Origin of the sequence: Streptomyces sp. NBC_01498 (assembly GCF_036327775.1) — a bacterium.
GTDB lineage: Bacteria > Actinomycetota > Actinomycetes > Streptomycetales > Streptomycetaceae > Streptomyces.
This window is the reverse complement of record NZ_CP109598.1, coordinates 2,745,798-2,764,597: the sequence shown is the minus strand read 5'-3', so window position 1 is coordinate 2,764,597 and position 18,800 is coordinate 2,745,798. Positions and strand designations below refer to the sequence as shown.

Below are 18,800 nucleotides of genomic sequence, written 5' to 3'. Positions count from 1 at the left end.
CATGAAGATCAAGAAGGGCGACCTGGTTCAGGTCATCACCGGCAAGGACAAGGGCAAGCAGGGCAAGGTCATCGTCGCCTTCCCCACGCAGAACCGCGTCCTGGTCGAGGGTGTCAACCGGGTCAAGAAGCACACCAAGGCCGGCCAGACCGCTCGTGGTTCGCAGACCGGCGGCATCGTGACGACCGAGGCCCCTGTTCACGTCAGCAACGTTCAGCTGGTCGTGGAGAAGGACGGCAAGAAGGTCGTCACCCGCGTCGGCTACCGCTTTGACGACGAGGGCAACAAGATCCGCGTTGCCAAGCGGACCGGTGAGGACATCTGATGACGACCACCACTGCGCCGCGTCTCAAGACGCGGTACCGCGAGGAGATCGCCGGCAAGCTGCGTGAGGAGTTCTCCCTGGAGAACGTCATGCAGGTCCCCGGCCTCGTCAAGATCGTGGTCAACATGGGTGTGGGCGACGCCGCCCGCGACTCCAAGCTGATCGAGGGTGCCATCAAGGACCTCACCACGATCACCGGTCAGAAGCCGGCCGTCACCAAGGCCCGCAAGTCGATCGCGCAGTTCAAGCTGCGCGAGGGGCAGCCGATCGGCTGCCACGTCACCCTCCGCGGTGACCGCATGTGGGAGTTCCTGGACCGTACGCTGTCGCTCGCGCTGCCGCGTATCCGTGACTTCCGCGGCCTGTCGCCCAAGCAGTTCGACGGCCGTGGCAACTACACCTTCGGTCTCACGGAGCAGGTCATGTTCCACGAGATCGACCAGGACAAGATCGACCGGGTCCGGGGCATGGACATCACCGTGGTCACCACGGCGACCAACGACGACGAGGGTCGTGCCCTCCTTCGTCACCTCGGCTTCCCGTTCAAGGAGAACTGACCGTGGCGAAGAAGGCTCTGATCGCTAAGGCCGCCCGCAAGCCGAAGTTCGGCGTGCGCGGTTACACCCGCTGCCAGCGCTGCGGGCGCCCCCACTCCGTCTACCGCAAGTTCGGCCTCTGCCGTGTCTGCCTTCGTGAGATGGCACACCGCGGCGAGCTGCCGGGCGTCACCAAGAGCTCCTGGTAATCCCACTTCCGGGATCAACCAGACGCTCTCGGTAAGCAACTGGTCGGCGGAAGCCCCGTCCCGCATGCCGTAGGCTTGCGGGGTTGGGCGTCCGCCGCCCAAACACTTACTACGCCGTAGGTCCCCGCACCGCACCCGTCCCGCCGTCGAGCGGGGAGAGGGATGGCGCATACAGGAAACCCCGGCGAGAGAGGCCGAAGGCCAATTCATGACCATGACTGATCCGATCGCAGACATGCTCACGCGTCTGCGTAACGCGAACTCTGCGTATCACGACACCGTCGTGATGCCGCACAGCAAGATCAAGTCGCACATCGCGGAGATCCTCCAGCAGGAGGGCTTCATCACCGGCTGGAAGGTCGAGGACGCCGAGGTCGGCAAGTCCCTCACCCTCGAGCTGAAGTTCGGCCCGAACCGCGAGCGTTCGATCGCCGGCATCAAGCGCATCTCGAAGCCGGGTCTGCGCGTGTATGCCAAGTCCACCAACCTGCCCAAGGTTCTCGGCGGCCTCGGCGTGGCGATCATCTCCACGTCCCACGGTCTCCTGACGGGCCAGCAGGCGGGCAAGAAGGGCGTAGGTGGGGAAGTCCTCGCCTACGTCTGGTAGTCGGGAACGGAGGAAAAGCTCATGTCGCGAATCGGCAAGCTCCCCATCCAGGTTCCCACCGGTGTGGACGTCACCATCGAAGGCCGTACGGTCGCGGTGAAGGGCCCCAAGGGGACCCTCTCGCACACCGTCGCAGCGCCGATCGAGGTCTCCAAGGGCGACGACGGCACCCTTCAGGTGCTGCGCCCGAACGACGAGCGTCAGAACAAGGCCCTGCACGGCCTGTCCCGCACGCTGGTGGCGAACATGATCACCGGTGTGACCCAGGGATACACCAAGGCGCTCGAAATCAGCGGTGTCGGTTACCGCGTCCAGGCGAAGGGCTCCAACCTGGAGTTCGCGCTCGGATACAGCCACCCCATCGTCGTCGAGGCGCCCGAAGGCATCACCTTCAAGGTCGAGTCCCCGACGAAGCTGAGTGTCGAGGGCATCGACAAGCAGAAGGTCGGCGAGGTCGCGGCGAACATCCGCAAGCTGCGGAAGCCCGACCCGTACAAGGCCAAGGGCGTCAAGTACGCGGGCGAGGTCATCCGCCGCAAGGTCGGAAAGGCGGGTAAGTAGCCATGGCATACGGTGTAAAGATCGCCAAGGGCAAGGCATACAAGGCCGCTGCCATCAAGCGGCGTCACATCCGCGTACGCAAGAAGGTCTCGGGCACGCAGGTCCGCCCCCGGCTGGTCGTGACGCGTTCCAACCGCCACATGGTGGCCCAGGTCATCGACGACATCGCGGGCCACACGCTCGCCTCGGCGTCGACCCTGGACACCTCGATCCGCAGCGGCGAGGGCGACAAGAGCGCCCAGGCGCAGCGGGTGGGCGCCCTGGTCGCCGAGCGCGCCAAGGCCGCCGGTATCGAGGCTGTCGTGTTCGACCGTGGTGGCAACCAGTACGCCGGGCGGATTGCCGCTCTGGCTGACGCCGCCCGTGAAGCCGGGCTGAAGTTCTAAGCCCCGGTTCCGGAGCTAGCGGACGTAACAGAGAGAGGTAAATCCAATGGCTGGACCCCAGCGCCGCGGAAGCGGTGCCGGTGGCGGCGAGCGGCGGGACCGGAAGGGCCGTGACGGTGGCGCTGCCGCCGAGAAGACCGCGTACGTCGAGCGTGTCGTCGCGATCAACCGTGTCGCCAAGGTCGTGAAGGGTGGTCGTCGCTTCAGCTTCACCGCGCTGGTCGTGGTGGGCGACGGTGACGGCACCGTGGGTGTCGGTTACGGCAAGGCCAAGGAGGTGCCGGCCGCCATCGCCAAGGGTGTTGAGGAGGCCAAGAAGCACTTCTTCAAGGTCCCCCGTATCCAGGGCACCATCCCGCACCCGATCCAGGGTGAGAAGGCGGCGGGCGTCGTCCTGCTCAAGCCCGCGTCCCCCGGTACCGGCGTCATCGCCGGTGGTCCGGTGCGCGCGGTGCTGGAGTGCGCCGGCGTCCACGACATCCTGTCGAAGTCGCTCGGTTCGTCGAACCCGATCAACATCGTGCACGCGACCGTGGCGGCCCTCCAGGGTCTCCAGCGTCCCGAGGAGATCGCGGCCCGCCGCGGTCTGCCCCTGGAGGACGTGGCCCCGGCGGCCCTGCTCCGTGCGCGTGCGGGAGCGGGTGCGTGATGGCCCGTCTCAGGATCACGCAGACGAAGTCGTACATCGGCAGCAAGCAGAACCACCGCGACACCCTTCGCTCGCTGGGCCTCAAGCGGCTCAACGACGTGGTGGTCAAGGAGGACCGTCCCGAGTTCCGCGGCATGGCCAACACCGTGCGGCACCTCGTGACGGTTGAGGAGGTCGACTGACATGGCGGAGCAGAAGCCGCTGAAGGTCCACAACCTCCGTCCTGCCCCCGGAGCCAAGACCGCCAAGACCCGCGTGGGTCGTGGCGAGGCGTCCAAGGGCAAGACCGCGGGTCGTGGCACCAAGGGCACCAAGGCCCGTTACCAGGTTCCGGAGCGCTTCGAGGGCGGGCAGATGCCCCTCCACATGCGTCTCCCGAAGCTCAAGGGCTTCAAGAACCCGTTCCGCACCGAGTACCAGGTGGTTAACCTGGACAAGCTGGCCGAGCTCTACCCGCAGGGTGGCGAGGTCACGGTGGCCGATCTGGTCGACAAGGGCGCGGTCCGTAAGAACAGCCTCGTCAAGGTCCTGGGCCAGGGCGAGATCTCCGTAGCGCTGACGGTTTCGGTTGACGCCGCCTCCGGCTCCGCCAAGGAGAAGATTGCCGCCGCGGGCGGCTCCGTCACCGAGCTTGTCTGAGACGACTCGGACAAGTTGATGGATTGAACGTCCAACCGGGGGTGCCTCTCAAATGGGGCATCCCCGGTTGGTCGTTCCTAGGGGACAGGTACGCCGGTAAGGTGGCGTGCACTGTTGCTGTATGAACCCGGGGGTCCGCCCCCGGACCCCGAGCCACGCGGACTCTCCGCAGGGGTGGTCGCGTGGCTTTTTTGCCTGATATGTATCCGTCGATCCTCAAGACCGTCACCCTTGACGCGCGAGCGCGGGGGTCGCAGGAGGCACCGTGCTCACCGCGTTCGCCCGGGCGTTCAAGACGCCCGACCTGCGCAAGAAGCTGCTCTTCACGCTGTTCATCATCGTGCTGTACCGGCTCGGGGCGCACATCCCCGTGCCCGGGGTCAGCTACGAGAACGTACAGACGTGCGTCGACGCAGCCCAGAAGGGCAACAACAGCCTGTTCGGCTTGGTGAACATGTTCAGCGGCGGAGCGCTGCTGCAGATTACGATCTTCGCGCTCGGCATCATGCCGTACATCACGGCAAGCATCATCCTTCAGCTGCTGACTGTGGTCATCCCCCGACTCGAAGCCCTCAAGAAGGAAGGGCAGTCCGGCCAGGCCAAGATCACGCAGTACACCCGTTACCTGACCGTCGCCCTCGCGGTGCTCCAGGGCACCGGCCTGGTGGCGACCGCCCGTACCGGCGCTCTCTTCAGCGGCTGCCCGGTCGCCTCGGAGATCGTTCCGGACCAGTCGATCTTCATCACCGTCACCATGGTCATCACGATGACCGCCGGTACGGCCGCCGTGATGTGGCTCGGTGAGATGATCACCGACAAGGGCATCGGCAACGGCATGTCCATCCTGATGTTCATCTCCATCGCGGCCGGCTTCCCCGGCGCGCTGTGGGCCATCAAGGAGAGCGGCAAGCTCGCCCAGGGCTGGATCGAGTTCGGCACGGTCATTCTCATCGGCTTCGTGATGGTGGGCCTGGTCGTCTTCGTCGAACAGGCGCAGCGCCGGATCCCCGTGCAGTACGCGAAGCGGATGATCGGCCGCAGGTCCTACGGGGGTACGTCCACGTACATCCCGCTCAAGGTGAACCAGGCGGGCGTCATCCCCGTCATCTTCGCCTCGTCGCTGCTCTACATCCCGGCGCTCATCGCGCAGTTCTCCAGCTCGCAGTCGGGCTGGAAGACATGGATCGAGGCGCACTTCGTCAAGGGCGACCATCCGTACTACATCGCGACCTACTTCGTGCTGGTCGTGTTCTTCGCCTTCTTCTACGTGGCCATCACGTTCAACCCCGAAGAAGTCGCGGACAACATGAAGAAGTATGGTGGCTTCATCCCGGGCATCCGGGCAGGTCGACCTACTGCCGAGTATCTGAGTTACGTACTCAACCGGATCACTTGGCCGGGCTCGCTGTACCTGGGGCTGATCGCTCTTGTCCCAACGATGGCGTTGGCAGGCTTCGGTGGCGCGAACCAGAACTTCCCGTTCGGCGGGACGAGCATCCTCATCATCGTGGGTGTGGGTCTGGAGACCGTGAAGCAGATCGAGAGCCAGCTCCAGCAGCGTAATTACGAAGGGTTCCTCCGCTGATGCGAATCGTCCTCGTCGGACCGCCCGGTGCCGGCAAGGGAACGCAGGCTGCGTACCTCGCCACGAACCTCTCCATTCCACACATCTCGACAGGCGACCTCTTCCGCGCCAACATCAGCCGGGGCACCGACCTCGGTGTGCAGGCGAAGAGCTACATGGACGCCGGGAACCTCGTTCCCGACGAGGTCACCATCGCGATGGCGCTGGACCGGATGGGACAGCCGGACGCCGCGAACGGCTTCCTTCTTGACGGCTTCCCCCGCAACGTCTTCCAGGCCGAGGCGCTCGACAAGGCGCTCACGGCGGAAGGGCTGCACCTGGACGCCGTACTGGACCTGGAGGTCGACGAGGACGAGGTGGTCAAGCGGATCGCCGGTCGGCGCGTCTGCCGCAACGACAGCTCGCACGTGTTCCACGTCACGTACAGCCCGCCGAAGGAGCAGGGTGTGTGCGACGAGTGCGGCGGCGAGCTGTACCAGCGTGACGACGACTCCGAGGAGACCGTCCGCACGCGGCTGGAGGTCTACCACACGCAGACCGAGCCGATCATCGACCACTACCGGGAGCAGGGCCTCGTGGTCACGATCTCGGCGCTGGGCAAGGTCGCCGAGGTGACCGAGCGTGCGATGGCCGCTCTGGAGGGTGGCCGGGTCCCGTAGACCCGGACTCCTTCACGGCGCGAGGCACGGCGCGACACGCACCGGGCACGACGCACCACACAGCACGGCACAGCGGTACGGCCGGGGCGCCCCCAGGGGCACCACGGCCGTACTGCTGTCCGGGCACTACCGTAGAAAGTCTCCCGGCGACGGCACGCTCGTGAAGCCGCCGGGGAGAACCGTTCCGTCGACCGAGTGAGGCAGGCCGCCGTCATGGTGGAGATCAAGACCCCCGAGCAGATCGCGAAGATGCGTGAGGCGGGGCTGGTCGTCGCGGCGATCCACGCGGCCACCGCCGAGGCGGCGGTGCCCGGCGCCACCACCAAGGACCTGGACGAGGTCGCGCGCAAGGTCCTCGCCGACCACGGCGCGAAGCCCAACTTCCTCGGTTACGGCGGGTTCCCCGCGACGATCTGCACCTCGGTCAACGAGGTGGTGGTGCACGGCATCCCGGACGCCGTCACCGTACTGAAGGACGGCGACCTCATCTCGGTCGACGCCGGCGCGATCGTGGACGGCTGGCACGGGGACGCGGCCTTCACCGCGTTCGTCGGCGAGGGTCACGCGCCGGAACTGGTCGAGCTCTCCCGCGTCACGGAGGAGTCGATGTGGGCGGGGATCGCCGCCATGCGGCTGGGCGCCCGGCTGGTCGACATCTCGCGCGCCGTCGAGACGTACATCCGCCGCCAGCCGAAGCCCGGCGGCGGCAAGTACGGCATCGTCGAGGACTACGGCGGCCACGGCATCGGCAGCCAGATGCACATGGACCCGCACCTGCTGAACTATGTCTCGCGCAAGCGCGGCAAAGGCCCGAAGCTGGTCCCCGGCTTCTGCCTGGCGATCGAGCCGATGGTCTCGCTCGGCACTCCGCGCACCGAGGTGCTGGCCGACGAGTGGACGGTCGTCACCACCGACGGCACCTGGTCCTCGCACTGGGAGCACTCGGTCGCGCTGACCGAGGACGGCCCGCTGGTGCTGACGGCGGTCGACGGCGGCAGGGCGAAGCTGGCCGCGCTCGGGGTGACGGCGGCGCCCGATCCGCTGGCGTGATCGGCCCGGCACGGCGGGGTGATCGGCCCGTCTCGGCGGTGATCCGGGTGTCCGGCACCCGTTCCGGGGCGGCGGCGCGGACAGGGCCGTACGGGCGCACGGAGGCGTCCAAGGGTTGGTGATCTCCGGGGATGGGCAGACTCAACGGATTCGTCTTTTGGGGAGCCCTGCCGTAGACTGACGCGTCGGCTCTGGTGTACCCGTGTGTCCACATGCGGGGGCCCGGAGTCGATCAAGGTAGCCGATTCGAAGGGCGAAGCGTGGCCAAGAAGCAAGGTGCCATCGAAATTGAGGGCACCGTGATCGAGTCCCTCCCGAACGCCATGTTCAAGGTGGAGCTCCAGAACGGTCACAAGGTCCTCGCGCACATCAGCGGCAAGATGCGGATGCACTACATCCGAATCCTTCCGGATGACCGGGTCGTCGTGGAGCTGTCTCCCTACGACCTGACGCGTGGCCGGATCGTCTACCGATACAAGTAGATCTTGCCCCACCCCGTTTTCCGGGGTGCCGGCACTGACCCGGAGAACCTCACACCATGAAGGTCAAGCCGAGCGTCAAGAAGATCTGCGACAAGTGCAAGGTGATCCGCCGTCACGGCCGGGTCATGGTCATCTGCGACAACCTGCGCCACAAGCAGCGCCAGGGCTGACGTACGACCTCCTGCATCTCGCAGTACTTCGCGCGACGCGAGCAGCACACGTACATACGCAGTGTCCGACGTCATCCGCACCGGCTGATGGCGCCGACACCTCCGGCGGAGGCCGGGGACCCGGAGAGACCGTCCGGGAGAGTCACTGCGGAAGACCTCCGAATCACACTGGAGCCATGAATGGCACGCCTCGCAGGCGTTGACCTCCCGCGCGAAAAGCGCGTGGAGGTCGCCCTCACCTATGTCTTCGGCATCGGGCGCACCCGGTCCAAGGAGACCCTCGCCGCCACCGGCGTGGACCCCAACGTCCGTGTCCGCGACCTTGCCGAGGAAGACCTCGTCAAGATCCGTGAGTACGTGGACGTGAACCTCAAGACCGAGGGTGACCTCCGTCGCGAGATTCAGGCCGACATCCGCCGCAAGGTCGAGATCGGCTGCTACCAGGGTCTGCGCCACCGTCGCGGCCTGCCGGTCCACGGCCAGCGCACGAGCACGAACGCCCGTACCCGCAAGGGTCCGCGTCGCGCCATCGCCGGCAAGAAGAAGCCGGGCAAGAAGTAGTCCTCAGCGGACGCTCATCAGCGGTCTTCGCTGTAGGACCGACCACCTCCCGTAGGAGTAAGAGATGCCCCCCAAGGGTCGTCAGGGCGCTGCCAAGAAGGTGCGCCGCAAGGAAAAGAAGAACGTCGCTCACGGGCACGCCCACATCAAGAGCACGTTCAACAACACGATCGTCTCGATCACCGACCCCTCGGGCAACGTGATCTCCTGGGCCTCCGCCGGCCACGTCGGCTTCAAGGGCTCGCGCAAGTCCACCCCCTTCGCCGCGCAGATGGCCGCCGAGTCGGCCGCCCGCCGCGCGCAGGAGCACGGCATGCGCAAGGTCGACGTCTTCGTCAAGGGTCCCGGCTCCGGCCGTGAGACCGCGATCCGCTCGCTCCAGGCCACCGGCCTGGAGGTGGGCTCGATCCAGGACGTCACCCCCACCCCGCACAACGGCTGCCGCCCGCCGAAGCGCCGCCGCGTCTGACCCCGCGCACCCCCCGGGGGTGTGCGGAATCACGGGCGGTACGGGGCTCCGGCCTCGTACCGCCCGTATCCTTGTGCTGTTGGCATCAAATAGTGGGTGCCAAGACTGGAGGCATTTTCCATGCTTATCGCTCAGCGCCCGTCGCTGACCGAAGAGGTCGTCGACGAATACCGCTCGCGGTTCGTCATCGAGCCCCTGGAGCCGGGTTTCGGCTACACGCTCGGTAACTCCCTGCGCCGTACGCTCCTCTCCTCGATCCCCGGTGCCGCTGTCACCAGCATCCGGATCGACGGGGTCCTGCACGAGTTCACCACCGTGCCGGGCGTCAAGGAGGACGTCACCGACCTCATCCTCAACATCAAGCAGCTCGTCGTCTCCTCGGAGCACGACGAGCCGGTCGTGATGTACCTGCGCAAGCAGGGCCCCGGCCTGGTCACCGCCGCCGACATCGCGCCCCCGGCCGGTGTCGAGGTCCACAACCCGGACCTCGTCCTGGCGACGCTGAACGGCAAGGGCAAGCTGGAGATGGAGCTGACCGTCGAGCGCGGTCGCGGCTACGTCTCCGCCGTCCAGAACAAGCAGGTGGGCCAGGAGATCGGCCGTATCCCGGTCGACTCCATCTACTCGCCGGTGCTCAAGGTCACGTACAAGGTCGAGGCGACCCGTGTCGAGCAGCGCACCGACTTCGACAAGCTGATCGTCGACGTCGAGACCAAGCAGGCCATGCGCCCCCGCGACGCCATGGCGTCCGCGGGCAAGACGCTGGTCGAGCTGTTCGGCCTGGCGCGCGAGCTCAACATCGACGCCGAGGGCATCGACATGGGCCCGTCGCCGACGGACGCGGCGCTCGCCGCCGATCTCGCCCTGCCGATCGAGGAGCTTGAGCTCACCGTTCGGTCGTACAACTGCCTCAAGCGCGAGGGCATCCACTCCGTGGGTGAGCTCGTGGCGCGGTCCGAGGCGGACCTGCTCGACATCCGCAACTTCGGCGCCAAGTCGATCGACGAGGTCAAGGCGAAGCTGGCCGGCATGGGCCTGGCGCTCAAGGACAGCCCGCCCGGATTCGACCCGACGGCCGCCGCAGACGCGTTCGGCGCGGACGACGACGCGGACGCCGGTTTCGTGGAGACCGAGCAGTACTAGAACACACCCCGGGCCCGGCGCTGGTTCTCCGGCGCCGGACCGGCCGCACCGCCTTTCCGCGGACAACCGTCCGCGGGGAACTGACACCGGTACCTGATACGGCCGGTGCAGATATGAAGGAGTAACCCCATGCCGAAGCCCGCCAAGGGCGCCCGTCTGGGCGGCAGCGCCGCGCACGAGCGGCTGCTTCTCGCGAACCTCGCGAAGGCGCTGTTCGAGCACGGCAAGATCACGACGACCGAGGCCAAGGCCCGCCGCCTGCGTCCGGTCGCCGAGCGCCTGGTCACCAAGGCGAAGAAGGGCGACATCCACAACCGTCGCCTCGTTCTCCAGACGATCACGGACAAGAGCATCGTGCACACGCTCTTCACCGAGATCGCCCCGCGTTACGAGAACCGCCCCGGTGGCTACACCCGCATCACCAAGATCGGCCCCCGTCGTGGCGACAACGCCCCGATGGCGGTCATCGAGCTGGTCGAGGCCCTGACCGTGGCGCAGGAGGCCACCGGTGAGGCCGAGGCCGCGACGAAGCGCGCCGTCAAGGAAGACGCCCTCAAGAAGGAGGAGTCCCCCAAGGAGGACGCCCCCGTCGAGGACGCCAAGCCGGCCGAGGCCGACGCCAAGGACGATGCCAAGGACGGGTCGAAGGACGCCTGAGCGTCTTCACGACAGTCCGGCGGACGGGCCCGCTCCCTCACGGGGGCGGGCCCGTTCCGTTGCGAGAGGAGCTGTGGGTGACCGAGGTGGAAAGCAACGAGGGTGCGGGTCCCGGGTTCGCGCGGGTGCGTGACGACGAGGGTGCCGAGGGTGCGGGTCCCGGGTTCGTACGGGTGCGTGACGACGAGGGTGCCGAGGGTGCGGGTCCCGGGTTCGTACGGGTGCGTGACGACGAGGGTGCCGAGGGTGCGGGTCCCGGGTTCGTACGGGTGCGTGACGACGAGGCTGCCGAGGGTGCGGGTCCCGGGTTCGCGCGGGTGCGTGACGACGAGGGTGCCGAGGGTGCGGCGCCCGGGTTCGTACGGGTGCGGCTGGACCTGAGTTACGACGGGAAGGACTTCTCCGGGTGGGCGCGGCAGGCCACCCGGCGGACCGTCCAGGGGGAGATCGAGGACGCGCTGCGGGTCGTGACGCGGTCGGCGGAGACGTACGACCTGACCGTCGCCGGGCGCACGGACGCCGGCGTGCACGCGCGCGGGCAGGTCGCGCACGTCGATCTGCCCGACGGGCTGTGGGCGGAACACCGGGAGAAGCTGCTGCGGCGCCTCGCCGGGCGGCTGCCGCACGACGTACGGGTGTGGCGGGTCGCGGAGGCCCCGGCGGGCTTCAACGCCCGTTTCTCGGCGATCTGGCGGCGGTACGCCTACCGGGTCACCGACGACCCGGGCGGTGTGGACCCGCTGCTGCGCGGCCATGTGCTCTGGCACGACTGGGAGTTGGACGTGGACGCGATGAACGCCGCGTCCGCCGGGCTGCTCGGGGAGCACGACTTCGCCGCGTACTGCAAGCGCCGCGAGGGCGCCACGACGATCCGTACGCTCCAGCGGCTCGACTGGGAACGGGACGCGCGCGGCGTGATCACCGCGACCGTGCGGGCCGACGCCTTCTGCCACAACATGGTGCGCTCGCTCGTCGGGGCGCTGCTCTTCGTGGGCGACGGGCACCGGCCCGTCGAGTGGCCGGCGAAGGTGCTGGCCGCCGGGGTACGGGACTCGGCCGTGCACGTCGTACGGCCGCACGGCCTGACCCTGGAGGAGGTCGGCTACCCCGCCGACGACCAGCTCGCCGCGCGCAACCGGCTGGCCCGCAACAAGCGGACCCTGCCGGTCGCCGGGGACGTCAGGTCACTGGTCGACCGGGGCTGCGGCGGCTGCTGACGCCTGGATCTCGCCGCGGCGGTGGATCTGGCGGAAGGTGAACTCGGCGACGTCGTCGCCCGTGGTGAAGACGTCCTTGTCGCTCTTCACGACGTCCTTGCCGTCGAGGAAGCCGCCGACGGTGAAGTACACGTATCTGCCGTAGGAGTTGGTCGTCCTGCGGCAGATCGTGCCGCCCCGGCAGAACGTATCGACGCCCGAGCCGGACAGCGACGCCAGACCGCCGCGCGCCTCCTCCTTCGCCTTCAGCGCCTGCGCCTCGGTGGAGAAGACCGCGACGCCCACGGTCACGGCCGTGCCGTCCCGGGTGAACGTGGCGCGGATCACCTGGTCACAGGTGTTCGAGGCGAGGATCGAGCCGAGGTCGCCCTGGGTGGCGCCCGCGCAGTTCGTGGTGCGGTTCGTCGGGCCCTTGGAGTACGTGCGGTCGCCCATCGTCAGCTTCGCGTCGGGGAACAGGGTGTCGGCGCCGAGCGGGGCCGTGTCCTTGTCCTCCGCGGAGATGAAGTCCTTCGGGTTCGGCGGCGGCAGCGGATCCGCCTCGGAGAAGGACGGTTCGGGCTCGGCGGTCTCGCTGGGCGCCGCGGGCAGGTCGCTGGTGCTCGCCGCGCCCGCCCGGTCACCGCCGGCCCCGTCGCCGTCCGTCGACACGACGGCCGTCGCGACGATCGCCGCGACCGCGGCCGTGGCGATCGCGCCGCCGCCTATCAGCATCCAGCGCCTGCGGCGGGCCCGTTGGGCGGAGGCGTCGGCGAGCGCGGCCCAGTCCGGCGTCTGCCCCTGCGAGGACCCGTAGGGCCCCCCTTGACCAAAGCTCATGGCGGGAGTTTAGCGCCGCCCGGGACCGCCGCCGTAAGCGGAATTGGGTTGGAGAGCGGGCCGGGGGGCGTGACAATGCCAGGTATGGGACATCTGGAGGCCGCACACCTGGAGTACTACCTGCCGGACGGACGGGTGCTCCTCGCGGACGCCTCGTTCCGGGTCGGCGAGGGCGCCGTCGTCGCGCTGGTCGGAGCCAACGGCGCGGGCAAGACGACACTGCTGCGGCTGATGGCGGGTGACCTCCAGGCGCACGGCGGGACCGTCACCGTCTCCGGCGGGCTCGGTGTGATGGCGCAGTTCGTGGGCTCCGTACGGGACGAACGCACGGTCCGCGACCTGCTGGTCTCGGTGGCCCAGCCGCGCATCCGGGAAGCGGCGCGGGCGGTGGACGCCGCCGAGACCGCCGTCATGGAGCGCGACGACGAGGCCGCGCAGATGAGCTACGCGCAGGCGCTGAGCGACTGGGCGGAGGTACGCGGGTACGAGGCCGAGACCCTCTGGGACATCTGCACCGTCGCCGCGCTCGGCGTCCCGTACGAGAAGGCCCAGTGGCGCGCCGTGCGCACCCTGAGCGGCGGCGAGCAGAAACGGCTCGTGCTGGAGGCGCTGCTGCGCGGCCCCGACGAGGTCCTGCTGCTCGACGAACCGGACAACTACCTGGACGTGCCCGGGAAGCGGTGGCTGGAGGAGCGGCTCAAGGAGACCCGTAAGACGGTCCTGTTCGTCTCCCACGACCGGGAGCTGCTGGCCCGCACCGCCCAGCGCATCGTGAGCGTGGAGCCGGGCCCGGCCGGGTCGGACGTCTGGGTGCACGGCAGCGGGTTCGCCACCTACCACGACGCCCGGCGGGAGCGCTTCGCGCGCTTCGAGGAACTGAAACGGCGCTGGGACGAGGAGCACGCGCGGCTGAAGGCCCTCGTGCACCGGCTGCGGCAGCAGGCGGCGATCAGCCCCGACATGGCGTCGCGCTACCGGGCGATGCAGACACGCTTCAAGAAGTTCGAGGAGGCCGGGCCCCCGCCGGAACCGCCGCGCGAGCAGGAGATCCGGATGCGGCTGAAGGGCGGCCGGACCGGAGTACGCGCGGTGACCTGCGAGAACCTGGAGCTGACCGGGCTGATGAAGCCCTTCTCGCTGGAGGTCTACTACGGCGAGCGGGTCGCGGTCCTCGGATCGAACGGCTCCGGCAAGTCGCACTTCCTGCGGCTGCTGGCCGGCGACCCGACGGTCGCGCACACCGGCACCTGGAAGCTGGGCGCGCGGGTCGTGCCCGGCCACTTCGCCCAGACCCACGCGCACCCGGAACTGCTCGGCCGCAGCCTGGTCGACATCCTGTGGACCGAGCACGCGAAGGACCGGGGCGGGGCGATGAGCGTGCTGCGCCGGTACGAGCTGGAACGGCAGGGCGACCAGCCGTTCGACAAGCTGTCGGGCGGGCAGCAGGCGCGGTTCCAGATCCTGCTCCTCGAACTGTGCGGGACGACGGCGCTGCTGCTGGACGAGCCGACGGACAACCTGGACCTGGAGTCGGCGGAGGCGCTCCAGGACGGGCTGGAGGCGTACGAGGGGACGGTGCTGGCCGTCACGCACGACCGGTGGTTCGCGAAGAGCTTCGACCGGTACCTGGTGTTCGGGTCGGACGGGGTGGTGCGGGAGACGGCGGAGCCGGTGTGGGACGAACGGCGGGTGGCGCGGGCGCGGTAGCCCGTGCGGGGCGGGTGGGTGGGTGTGGGGTGGCGGCGTGGGGGCGTGGCAATGGGGTGGGGTGGGGGCGTGGGGACGGGGTGGGGTGGCCGCTGCGCGGGGCTGTCCCCTACCCGCCCCTTCCCGAACCGGGGCTCCGCCCCGGACCCCGCTCCTCAAGCGCCGGAGGGGCTGGGTGCAGCCGCTCCTGGGAGAGCCGGGGGAGCGGGGTGGAGCGGCTCCTGGGAGAGCCGGGGGAGCGGGGTGGAGCGGCTCCTGGGAGAGCCGGGGGAGCGGGGTGGAGCCGCTCCTGGGAGAGCCCGACAGGCGGGGGCGGCCGGGTGCCGGACGGGTGTGCGCGGGCCTCGTTTTGACCCGTACGGCGCACCCTGGGTATCCTTCTGGTTCGTTATGCGTATTGGCTTGTTCATTCTCACGTGAGAGGCCCTTACGCCGGTCCACCGGGCCGATGATCCAGCGGCAGGCACGGGTTGCGTCCCCGGCGTCTGCCAGGGCTGTTCGATCGTCCGGGTGGCCTTGTCAGGACTCACTCACTGAAGAAGCGAAGGCTACGACCGTGCGTACGTACAGCCCCAAGCCCGGCGATGTCACGCGCCAGTGGCACATCATCGACGCGCAGGACATCGTCCTGGGCCGTCTGGCGACTACGGCAGCGAACCTCCTCCGGGGCAAGCACAAGCCGATCTACGCCCCTCACATGGACATGGGTGACTTCGTCGTCATCATCAACGCCGACAAGGTGCACCTCTCCGGGAACAAGAAGACCCAGAAGATGGCGTACCGCCACTCCGGGTACCCGGGTGGTCTGCGCTCCGTCCGCTACGACGAGCTGCTCGCCAAGAACCCCGAGAAGGCCGTCGAGAAGGCCATCAAGGGCATGATCCCCAAGAACACCCTCGGCCGTCAGATGCTCTCGAAGCTGAAGGTCTACGCGGGCGACCAGCACCCGCACGCTGCCCAGCAGCCGGTCCCGTTCGAGATCATCCAGGTCGCGCAGTAATTCCGGCCACCGCCTAAGACGAAAAGAAATCTGAGGAATATCGTGGCCGAGACCACCGCAGAGACCCCCGTGGACGCCGCCGAGGGCGAGGAGACCTTCGCCGAGGTGACGACCTTCGAGTCGGAGACCCCCGTCGAGGGCGAGTACACCTCCGAGTCGCTGGCCTCCCGCTTCGGCGACCCGCAGCCGGCCGCCGGCCTGGGCCGCCGCAAGAACGCCATCGCCCGCGTCCGGATCGTTCCGGGCAGCGGAAAGTGGAAGATCAACGGTCGCACCCTTGAGGACTACTTCCCCAACAAGGTGCACCAGCAGGCGGTCAACGAGCCCTTCAAGGTGCTTGAGCTCGACAACCGCTACGACGTCATCGCCCGTATCTCGGGTGGCGGCGTCTCCGGTCAGGCCGGCGCCCTGCGCCTCGGCGTGGCCCGCTCGCTGAACGAGGCGGACGTGGACAACAACCGCGGCCCGCTCAAGAAGGCCGGCTTCCTCAGCCGCGACGACCGTGCGGTCGAGCGCAAGAAGGCCGGTCTGAAGAAGGCCCGCAAGGCGCCGCAGTACAGCAAGCGCTAGGCTCGCTCGGCCCTACCCCGCCCCGGCCCTTGCGGCCGCACGGCACAGGTATGGCATATGTTCGCCCCGGCGGCACTCTGTGCTGCCGGGGCGTTCGTTTTCCGAGCTTCCCGTTCCCTGGACGATTCCCCGGGCGATCCCCGTGTTCTTCTCCTCGGTTGTCGGCGAAGCTTTTCTCGGGGCATTTCTGAGCATTTTTCGGAGGGACAACTGTGGGACGACTCTTCGGCACGGACGGCGTGCGCGGTGTCGCCAATGTGGACCTGACGGCGGAGCTGGCGCTCGGCCTCTCGGTCGCGGCGGCGCATGTACTCGCCGAGGCGGGCACGTTCGAGGGCCATCGGGCGACGGCGGTGGTCGGGCGTGATCCCCGCGCGTCGGGCGAGTTTCTGGAGGCCGCCGTGGTGGCGGGTCTCGCGAGCGCGGGCGTGGACGTCCTGCGCGTCGGTGTGCTGCCCACCCCCGCGGTGGCGTATCTCACCGGTGCGCTGGGCGCCGACCTCGGCGTGATGCTCTCCGCGAGCCACAACGCCATGCCGGACAACGGCGTCAAGTTCTTCGCGCGCGGCGGTCACAAGCTGGCCGACGAGCTGGAGGACCGGATCGAGGCCGCGTACGACGAACACCGCACGGGTGCTCCCTGGAAGCGGCCGACCGGTGCGGGCGTCGGCCGGGTGCGTACGTACGACCAGGGCTTCGACCAGTACGTGGCGCACCTCATCGGTGTCCTGCCGAACCGGCTCGACGGGCTCAAGGTCGTGCTGGACGAGGCACACGGCGCCGCCGCGCGGGTGTCGCCCGAGGCGTTCACGCGGGCGGGTGCCGAGGTTGTGACGATCGGCACGGAGCCGAACGGCCTGAACATCAACGACGGTTGCGGCTCGACCCATCTGGGCCTGCTGAAGGCCGCCGTCGTGGAGCACGGCGCGGACCTCGGCATCGCGCACGACGGCGACGCCGACCGGTGCCTGGCCGTGGACGCGGCGGGCGAAGAGGTCGACGGCGACCAGATCCTGGCCGTGCTGGCGCTGGCGATGCGCGAGGCGGGCACGCTGCGCGGTGACGCGGTGGTGGCGACGGTCATGTCGAACCTCGGCTTCAAGATCGCGATGGAGCGGGAGGGCATCACCCTCGTACAGACGGCGGTCGGCGACCGCTACGTCCTGGAGTCGATGAAGGAGCACGGTTACGCGCTGGGCGGCGAGCAGTCCGGGCATGTGATCGTCCTGGACCACGCGACCACCGGCGACGGCACGCTGACCGGTCTGATGCTGGCGGCACGGCTGGCGAGCACGGGCCGTTCGCTGGCGGACCTGGCGGGCGTGATGCGGCGGCTGCCGCAGGTGCTGGTCAATGTGCCGGACGTGGACAAGTCGCGGGTCACGACGTCGGCGGAGCTGGCGACGGCGGTGTCCGAGGCGGAGCAGCAGCTGGGGTCGACGGGCCGGGTGCTGCTGCGGTCCTCGGGTACGGAGCCGCTGGTCCGGGTCATGGTCGAGGCGGCCGACATCGAACAGGCGCGCGCGGTCGCGGGGCGGCTGGCGGACGTGGTGAAGTCGGCACTGGGGTAGGGGTGTTGGGGGCTGGGGCTGGGGCTGGGGCTGGGGCTGGGGCTGGGTGCCGGGGGTCTGGTTCGGGGGCCGGGCGCCTCAGGTAGTCCGGCCGTCCTGGGTCCCCGTCCCGGCCCCAGCCCTCCGGCCGTCGTGCTCCCCGGCCCGGCCCTTCGGCCCTCCGGCCGCCTGGCCCGTGTCCCGGCCCCTTCGGCCCTCCTGCTCCCCGGCCCGGTTTCCGTCCCGCGGCCCCTCCTACGGCCGCGCTACTCCCCGGTCCCTCCGGTGGCCGCCTTCCCGGCGGCTGTCCGCATGCCGCCGCGCTTCGCCCAGAGCGCCTTCTGTACGAGCAGGGTCAGGGTCCCGGCCAGGACGATGCCGCCGAGGTTGATCAGCAGCTGTTCGCTGGAGCCCCACACCTGCTTCATGTCCGCGTAGGCGAGCGCGACGGCGGCGTTCGCGGCGGCCGGGACAGTGGTCACCGAGATGGCGACGCCGACCAGCGCGCCCGACTTCGCCGAGGTCAGCGAGAGCACGCCGGCCACCCCTGCCAGGACCGCGACCACGAACGAGAACAGGTCCGGGGCGTAGACGAAGGCCGTGTTCGGGCGTTTCGCGTGCAGCATGGACTCGCTGAACAGGCCGAACGCGTTCATCAGCAGGCTGAAGCCGGTCGTCAGCAGCATCGCGGCGGCGAACCCGACGAGCAGCGTGACCAGTGAACGGACGGCGAGTCGCCGGGAGCGCCGTACCACCGCCGTACAGATCCCGGCGAGCGGCCCGAATTCCGGGCCCACGGCCATCGCGCCGACGATCAGGACCGCGTTGTCCAGAACCACACCGCAGGCCGCGATCATGGTCGCGAGGGTGAGGAAGGCCAGATAGGTCACCGACAGCGTGGACTCCTCCTGGGTGGCCTCCGCCAACTGCTCCCACAGCACGGCGTCCGCGCCCTCGCCCGGGGCGTCGTCCTCCGCCTTGTCGGCGCGGCGGGACAGCGACAGCCCGATGTCCTCGACGGCGATCGAACCGCTGTCGTCCACACCGAGGGCGCACAGGTCGGCGATGAGCTCGTCGCCCGCCTCGCGCGCGACGTCGCACAGGACGAGATCACCCGCCGGGTCGCGGGCTGCGCCGGGGACGACGACCACGTGCGTGGTGCCGACGGTCTCCTCGATCGTCTTCACGACCTGGTCGGTGAGCGGGGCGGGCACGATCATTCGCAGATGCAGCACGGTGACTCTCCGAG

The 18,800-nt window shown here is 68.9% G+C and carries 25 protein-coding genes; 23 read left to right on the top strand and 2 right to left on the bottom strand.

Features of this window, described 5'->3' with window-relative positions:
* Position 1 precedes the first annotated feature (1 nt).
* The 19 genes from rplX (at position 2) to truA (ending at position 11,905) form a co-directional block, all read left to right on the top strand.
* Positions 2-325: a 50S ribosomal protein L24 gene (rplX, locus tag OG875_RS11550; protein ID WP_330174137.1), complete on the top strand. Its 324-nt coding sequence runs from the start codon at positions 2-4 to the stop codon at positions 323-325.
* The gene (rplE, locus tag OG875_RS11545) at positions 325-882 is read left to right on the top strand and encodes a 50S ribosomal protein L5 (RefSeq protein ID WP_330174136.1); all 558 of its coding nucleotides are present in this window, start codon (positions 325-327) and stop codon (positions 880-882) included. The genes rplX and rplE overlap by 1 nt, the downstream gene beginning before the upstream one ends.
* Before the next feature lie 2 nt (positions 883-884).
* Positions 885-1,070 (top strand): type Z 30S ribosomal protein S14, encoded by a 186-nt coding sequence (locus OG875_RS11540; protein WP_003948630.1) that lies wholly within the window; start codon positions 885-887, stop codon positions 1,068-1,070.
* Positions 1,071-1,278: 208 nt separating this feature from the next.
* A complete protein-coding gene (rpsH, locus tag OG875_RS11535) occupies positions 1,279-1,677 on the top strand; it encodes a 30S ribosomal protein S8 (protein WP_330174135.1) in 399 nt (132 codons plus the stop codon).
* Positions 1,678-1,698: 21 nt separating this feature from the next.
* A complete protein-coding gene (gene rplF, locus OG875_RS11530) occupies positions 1,699-2,238 on the top strand; it encodes a 50S ribosomal protein L6 (protein WP_330174134.1) in 540 nt (179 codons plus the stop codon).
* A 2-nt stretch (positions 2,239-2,240) separates the two neighbouring features.
* Entirely contained in the window at positions 2,241-2,624 is a 384-nt protein-coding gene (gene rplR, locus OG875_RS11525; protein WP_330174133.1) for a 50S ribosomal protein L18, read from the top strand.
* Positions 2,625-2,670: 46 nt separating this feature from the next.
* Positions 2,671-3,273, top strand: a complete 603-nt coding sequence (gene rpsE, locus OG875_RS11520) for a 30S ribosomal protein S5 (RefSeq protein ID WP_023539330.1) — start codon at positions 2,671-2,673, stop codon at positions 3,271-3,273.
* On the top strand, positions 3,273-3,455 hold the full coding sequence (gene rpmD, locus OG875_RS11515) for a 50S ribosomal protein L30 (RefSeq protein ID WP_330174132.1): 183 nt from the start codon (positions 3,273-3,275) through the stop codon (positions 3,453-3,455). Before rpsE ends, rpmD begins: the two co-directional genes overlap by 1 nt.
* A gap of 1 nt (position 3,456) precedes the next feature.
* Positions 3,457-3,912 carry a 50S ribosomal protein L15 gene (gene rplO / locus OG875_RS11510; RefSeq protein WP_023539328.1) on the top strand — a complete coding sequence of 152 codons (456 nt, stop codon included), beginning with the start codon at positions 3,457-3,459 and terminating at the stop codon, positions 3,910-3,912.
* A 265-nt stretch (positions 3,913-4,177) separates the two neighbouring features.
* On the top strand, positions 4,178-5,497 hold the full coding sequence (gene secY, locus OG875_RS11505) for a preprotein translocase subunit SecY (RefSeq protein WP_330174131.1): 1,320 nt from the start codon (positions 4,178-4,180) through the stop codon (positions 5,495-5,497).
* Positions 5,497-6,156, top strand: coding sequence for an adenylate kinase (locus OG875_RS11500; protein WP_330174130.1), 660 nt, complete (start codon positions 5,497-5,499; stop codon positions 6,154-6,156). The genes secY and OG875_RS11500 overlap by 1 nt, the downstream gene beginning before the upstream one ends.
* A 213-nt stretch (positions 6,157-6,369) precedes the next feature.
* Entirely contained in the window at positions 6,370-7,206 is an 837-nt protein-coding gene (map, locus tag OG875_RS11495; RefSeq protein WP_330177708.1) for a type I methionyl aminopeptidase, read from the top strand.
* A 260-nt stretch (positions 7,207-7,466) separates the two neighbouring features.
* Complete coding sequence (gene infA, locus OG875_RS11490) at positions 7,467-7,688, top strand: translation initiation factor IF-1 (protein ID WP_003956442.1); 222 nt, start codon at positions 7,467-7,469, stop codon at positions 7,686-7,688.
* A gap of 56 nt (positions 7,689-7,744) precedes the next feature.
* Positions 7,745-7,858: a 50S ribosomal protein L36 gene (gene rpmJ / locus OG875_RS11485; RefSeq protein WP_003956441.1), complete on the top strand. Its 114-nt coding sequence runs from the start codon at positions 7,745-7,747 to the stop codon at positions 7,856-7,858.
* Positions 7,859-8,038: 180 nt separating this feature from the next.
* Entirely contained in the window at positions 8,039-8,419 is a 381-nt protein-coding gene (gene rpsM, locus OG875_RS11480; RefSeq protein WP_330174129.1) for a 30S ribosomal protein S13, read from the top strand.
* Between the two features lie 64 nt (positions 8,420-8,483).
* Positions 8,484-8,888, top strand: a complete 405-nt coding sequence (gene rpsK / locus OG875_RS11475; protein ID WP_003956432.1) for a 30S ribosomal protein S11 — start codon at positions 8,484-8,486, stop codon at positions 8,886-8,888.
* Between the two features lie 120 nt (positions 8,889-9,008).
* On the top strand, positions 9,009-10,031 hold the full coding sequence (locus OG875_RS11470; RefSeq protein ID WP_003956430.1) for a DNA-directed RNA polymerase subunit alpha: 1,023 nt from the start codon (positions 9,009-9,011) through the stop codon (positions 10,029-10,031).
* 129 nt (positions 10,032-10,160) lie between these two features.
* On the top strand, positions 10,161-10,688 hold the full coding sequence (rplQ, locus tag OG875_RS11465; RefSeq protein ID WP_330174128.1) for a 50S ribosomal protein L17: 528 nt from the start codon (positions 10,161-10,163) through the stop codon (positions 10,686-10,688).
* Positions 10,689-11,005: 317 nt separating this feature from the next.
* On the top strand, positions 11,006-11,905 hold the full coding sequence (gene truA, locus OG875_RS11460; protein WP_330177707.1) for a tRNA pseudouridine(38-40) synthase TruA: 900 nt from the start codon (positions 11,006-11,008) through the stop codon (positions 11,903-11,905).
* On the opposite strand, the gene OG875_RS11455 is transcribed toward truA, so the two are convergent.
* Positions 11,873-12,724, bottom strand: a complete 852-nt coding sequence (locus OG875_RS11455; RefSeq protein ID WP_330174127.1) for a hypothetical protein — start codon at positions 12,722-12,724, stop codon at positions 11,873-11,875. The two genes, truA and OG875_RS11455, sit on opposite strands and share 33 nt — an antisense overlap.
* Before the next feature lie 84 nt (positions 12,725-12,808).
* On the opposite strand from OG875_RS11455, the gene OG875_RS11450 reads away from it, so the two are divergent.
* The 4 genes from OG875_RS11450 (at position 12,809) to glmM (ending at position 17,572) form a co-directional block, all read left to right on the top strand.
* Complete coding sequence (locus OG875_RS11450; protein WP_330174126.1) at positions 12,809-14,431, top strand: ABC-F family ATP-binding cassette domain-containing protein; 1,623 nt, start codon at positions 12,809-12,811, stop codon at positions 14,429-14,431.
* Between the two features lie 556 nt (positions 14,432-14,987).
* The gene (gene rplM / locus OG875_RS11445; protein ID WP_330174125.1) at positions 14,988-15,431 is read left to right on the top strand and encodes a 50S ribosomal protein L13; all 444 of its coding nucleotides are present in this window, start codon (positions 14,988-14,990) and stop codon (positions 15,429-15,431) included.
* Between the two features lie 42 nt (positions 15,432-15,473).
* Positions 15,474-16,001, top strand: coding sequence for a 30S ribosomal protein S9 (rpsI, locus tag OG875_RS11440; RefSeq protein WP_330174124.1), 528 nt, complete (start codon positions 15,474-15,476; stop codon positions 15,999-16,001).
* Positions 16,002-16,213: 212 nt separating this feature from the next.
* Entirely contained in the window at positions 16,214-17,572 is a 1,359-nt protein-coding gene (glmM, locus tag OG875_RS11435; RefSeq protein WP_330174123.1) for a phosphoglucosamine mutase, read from the top strand.
* Positions 17,573-17,817: 245 nt separating this feature from the next.
* On the opposite strand, the gene OG875_RS11430 is transcribed toward glmM, so the two are convergent.
* Positions 17,818-18,786, bottom strand: coding sequence for a DUF389 domain-containing protein (locus OG875_RS11430; protein WP_330174122.1), 969 nt, complete (start codon positions 18,784-18,786; stop codon positions 17,818-17,820).
* Between the last annotated feature and the right edge of the window lie 14 nt (positions 18,787-18,800).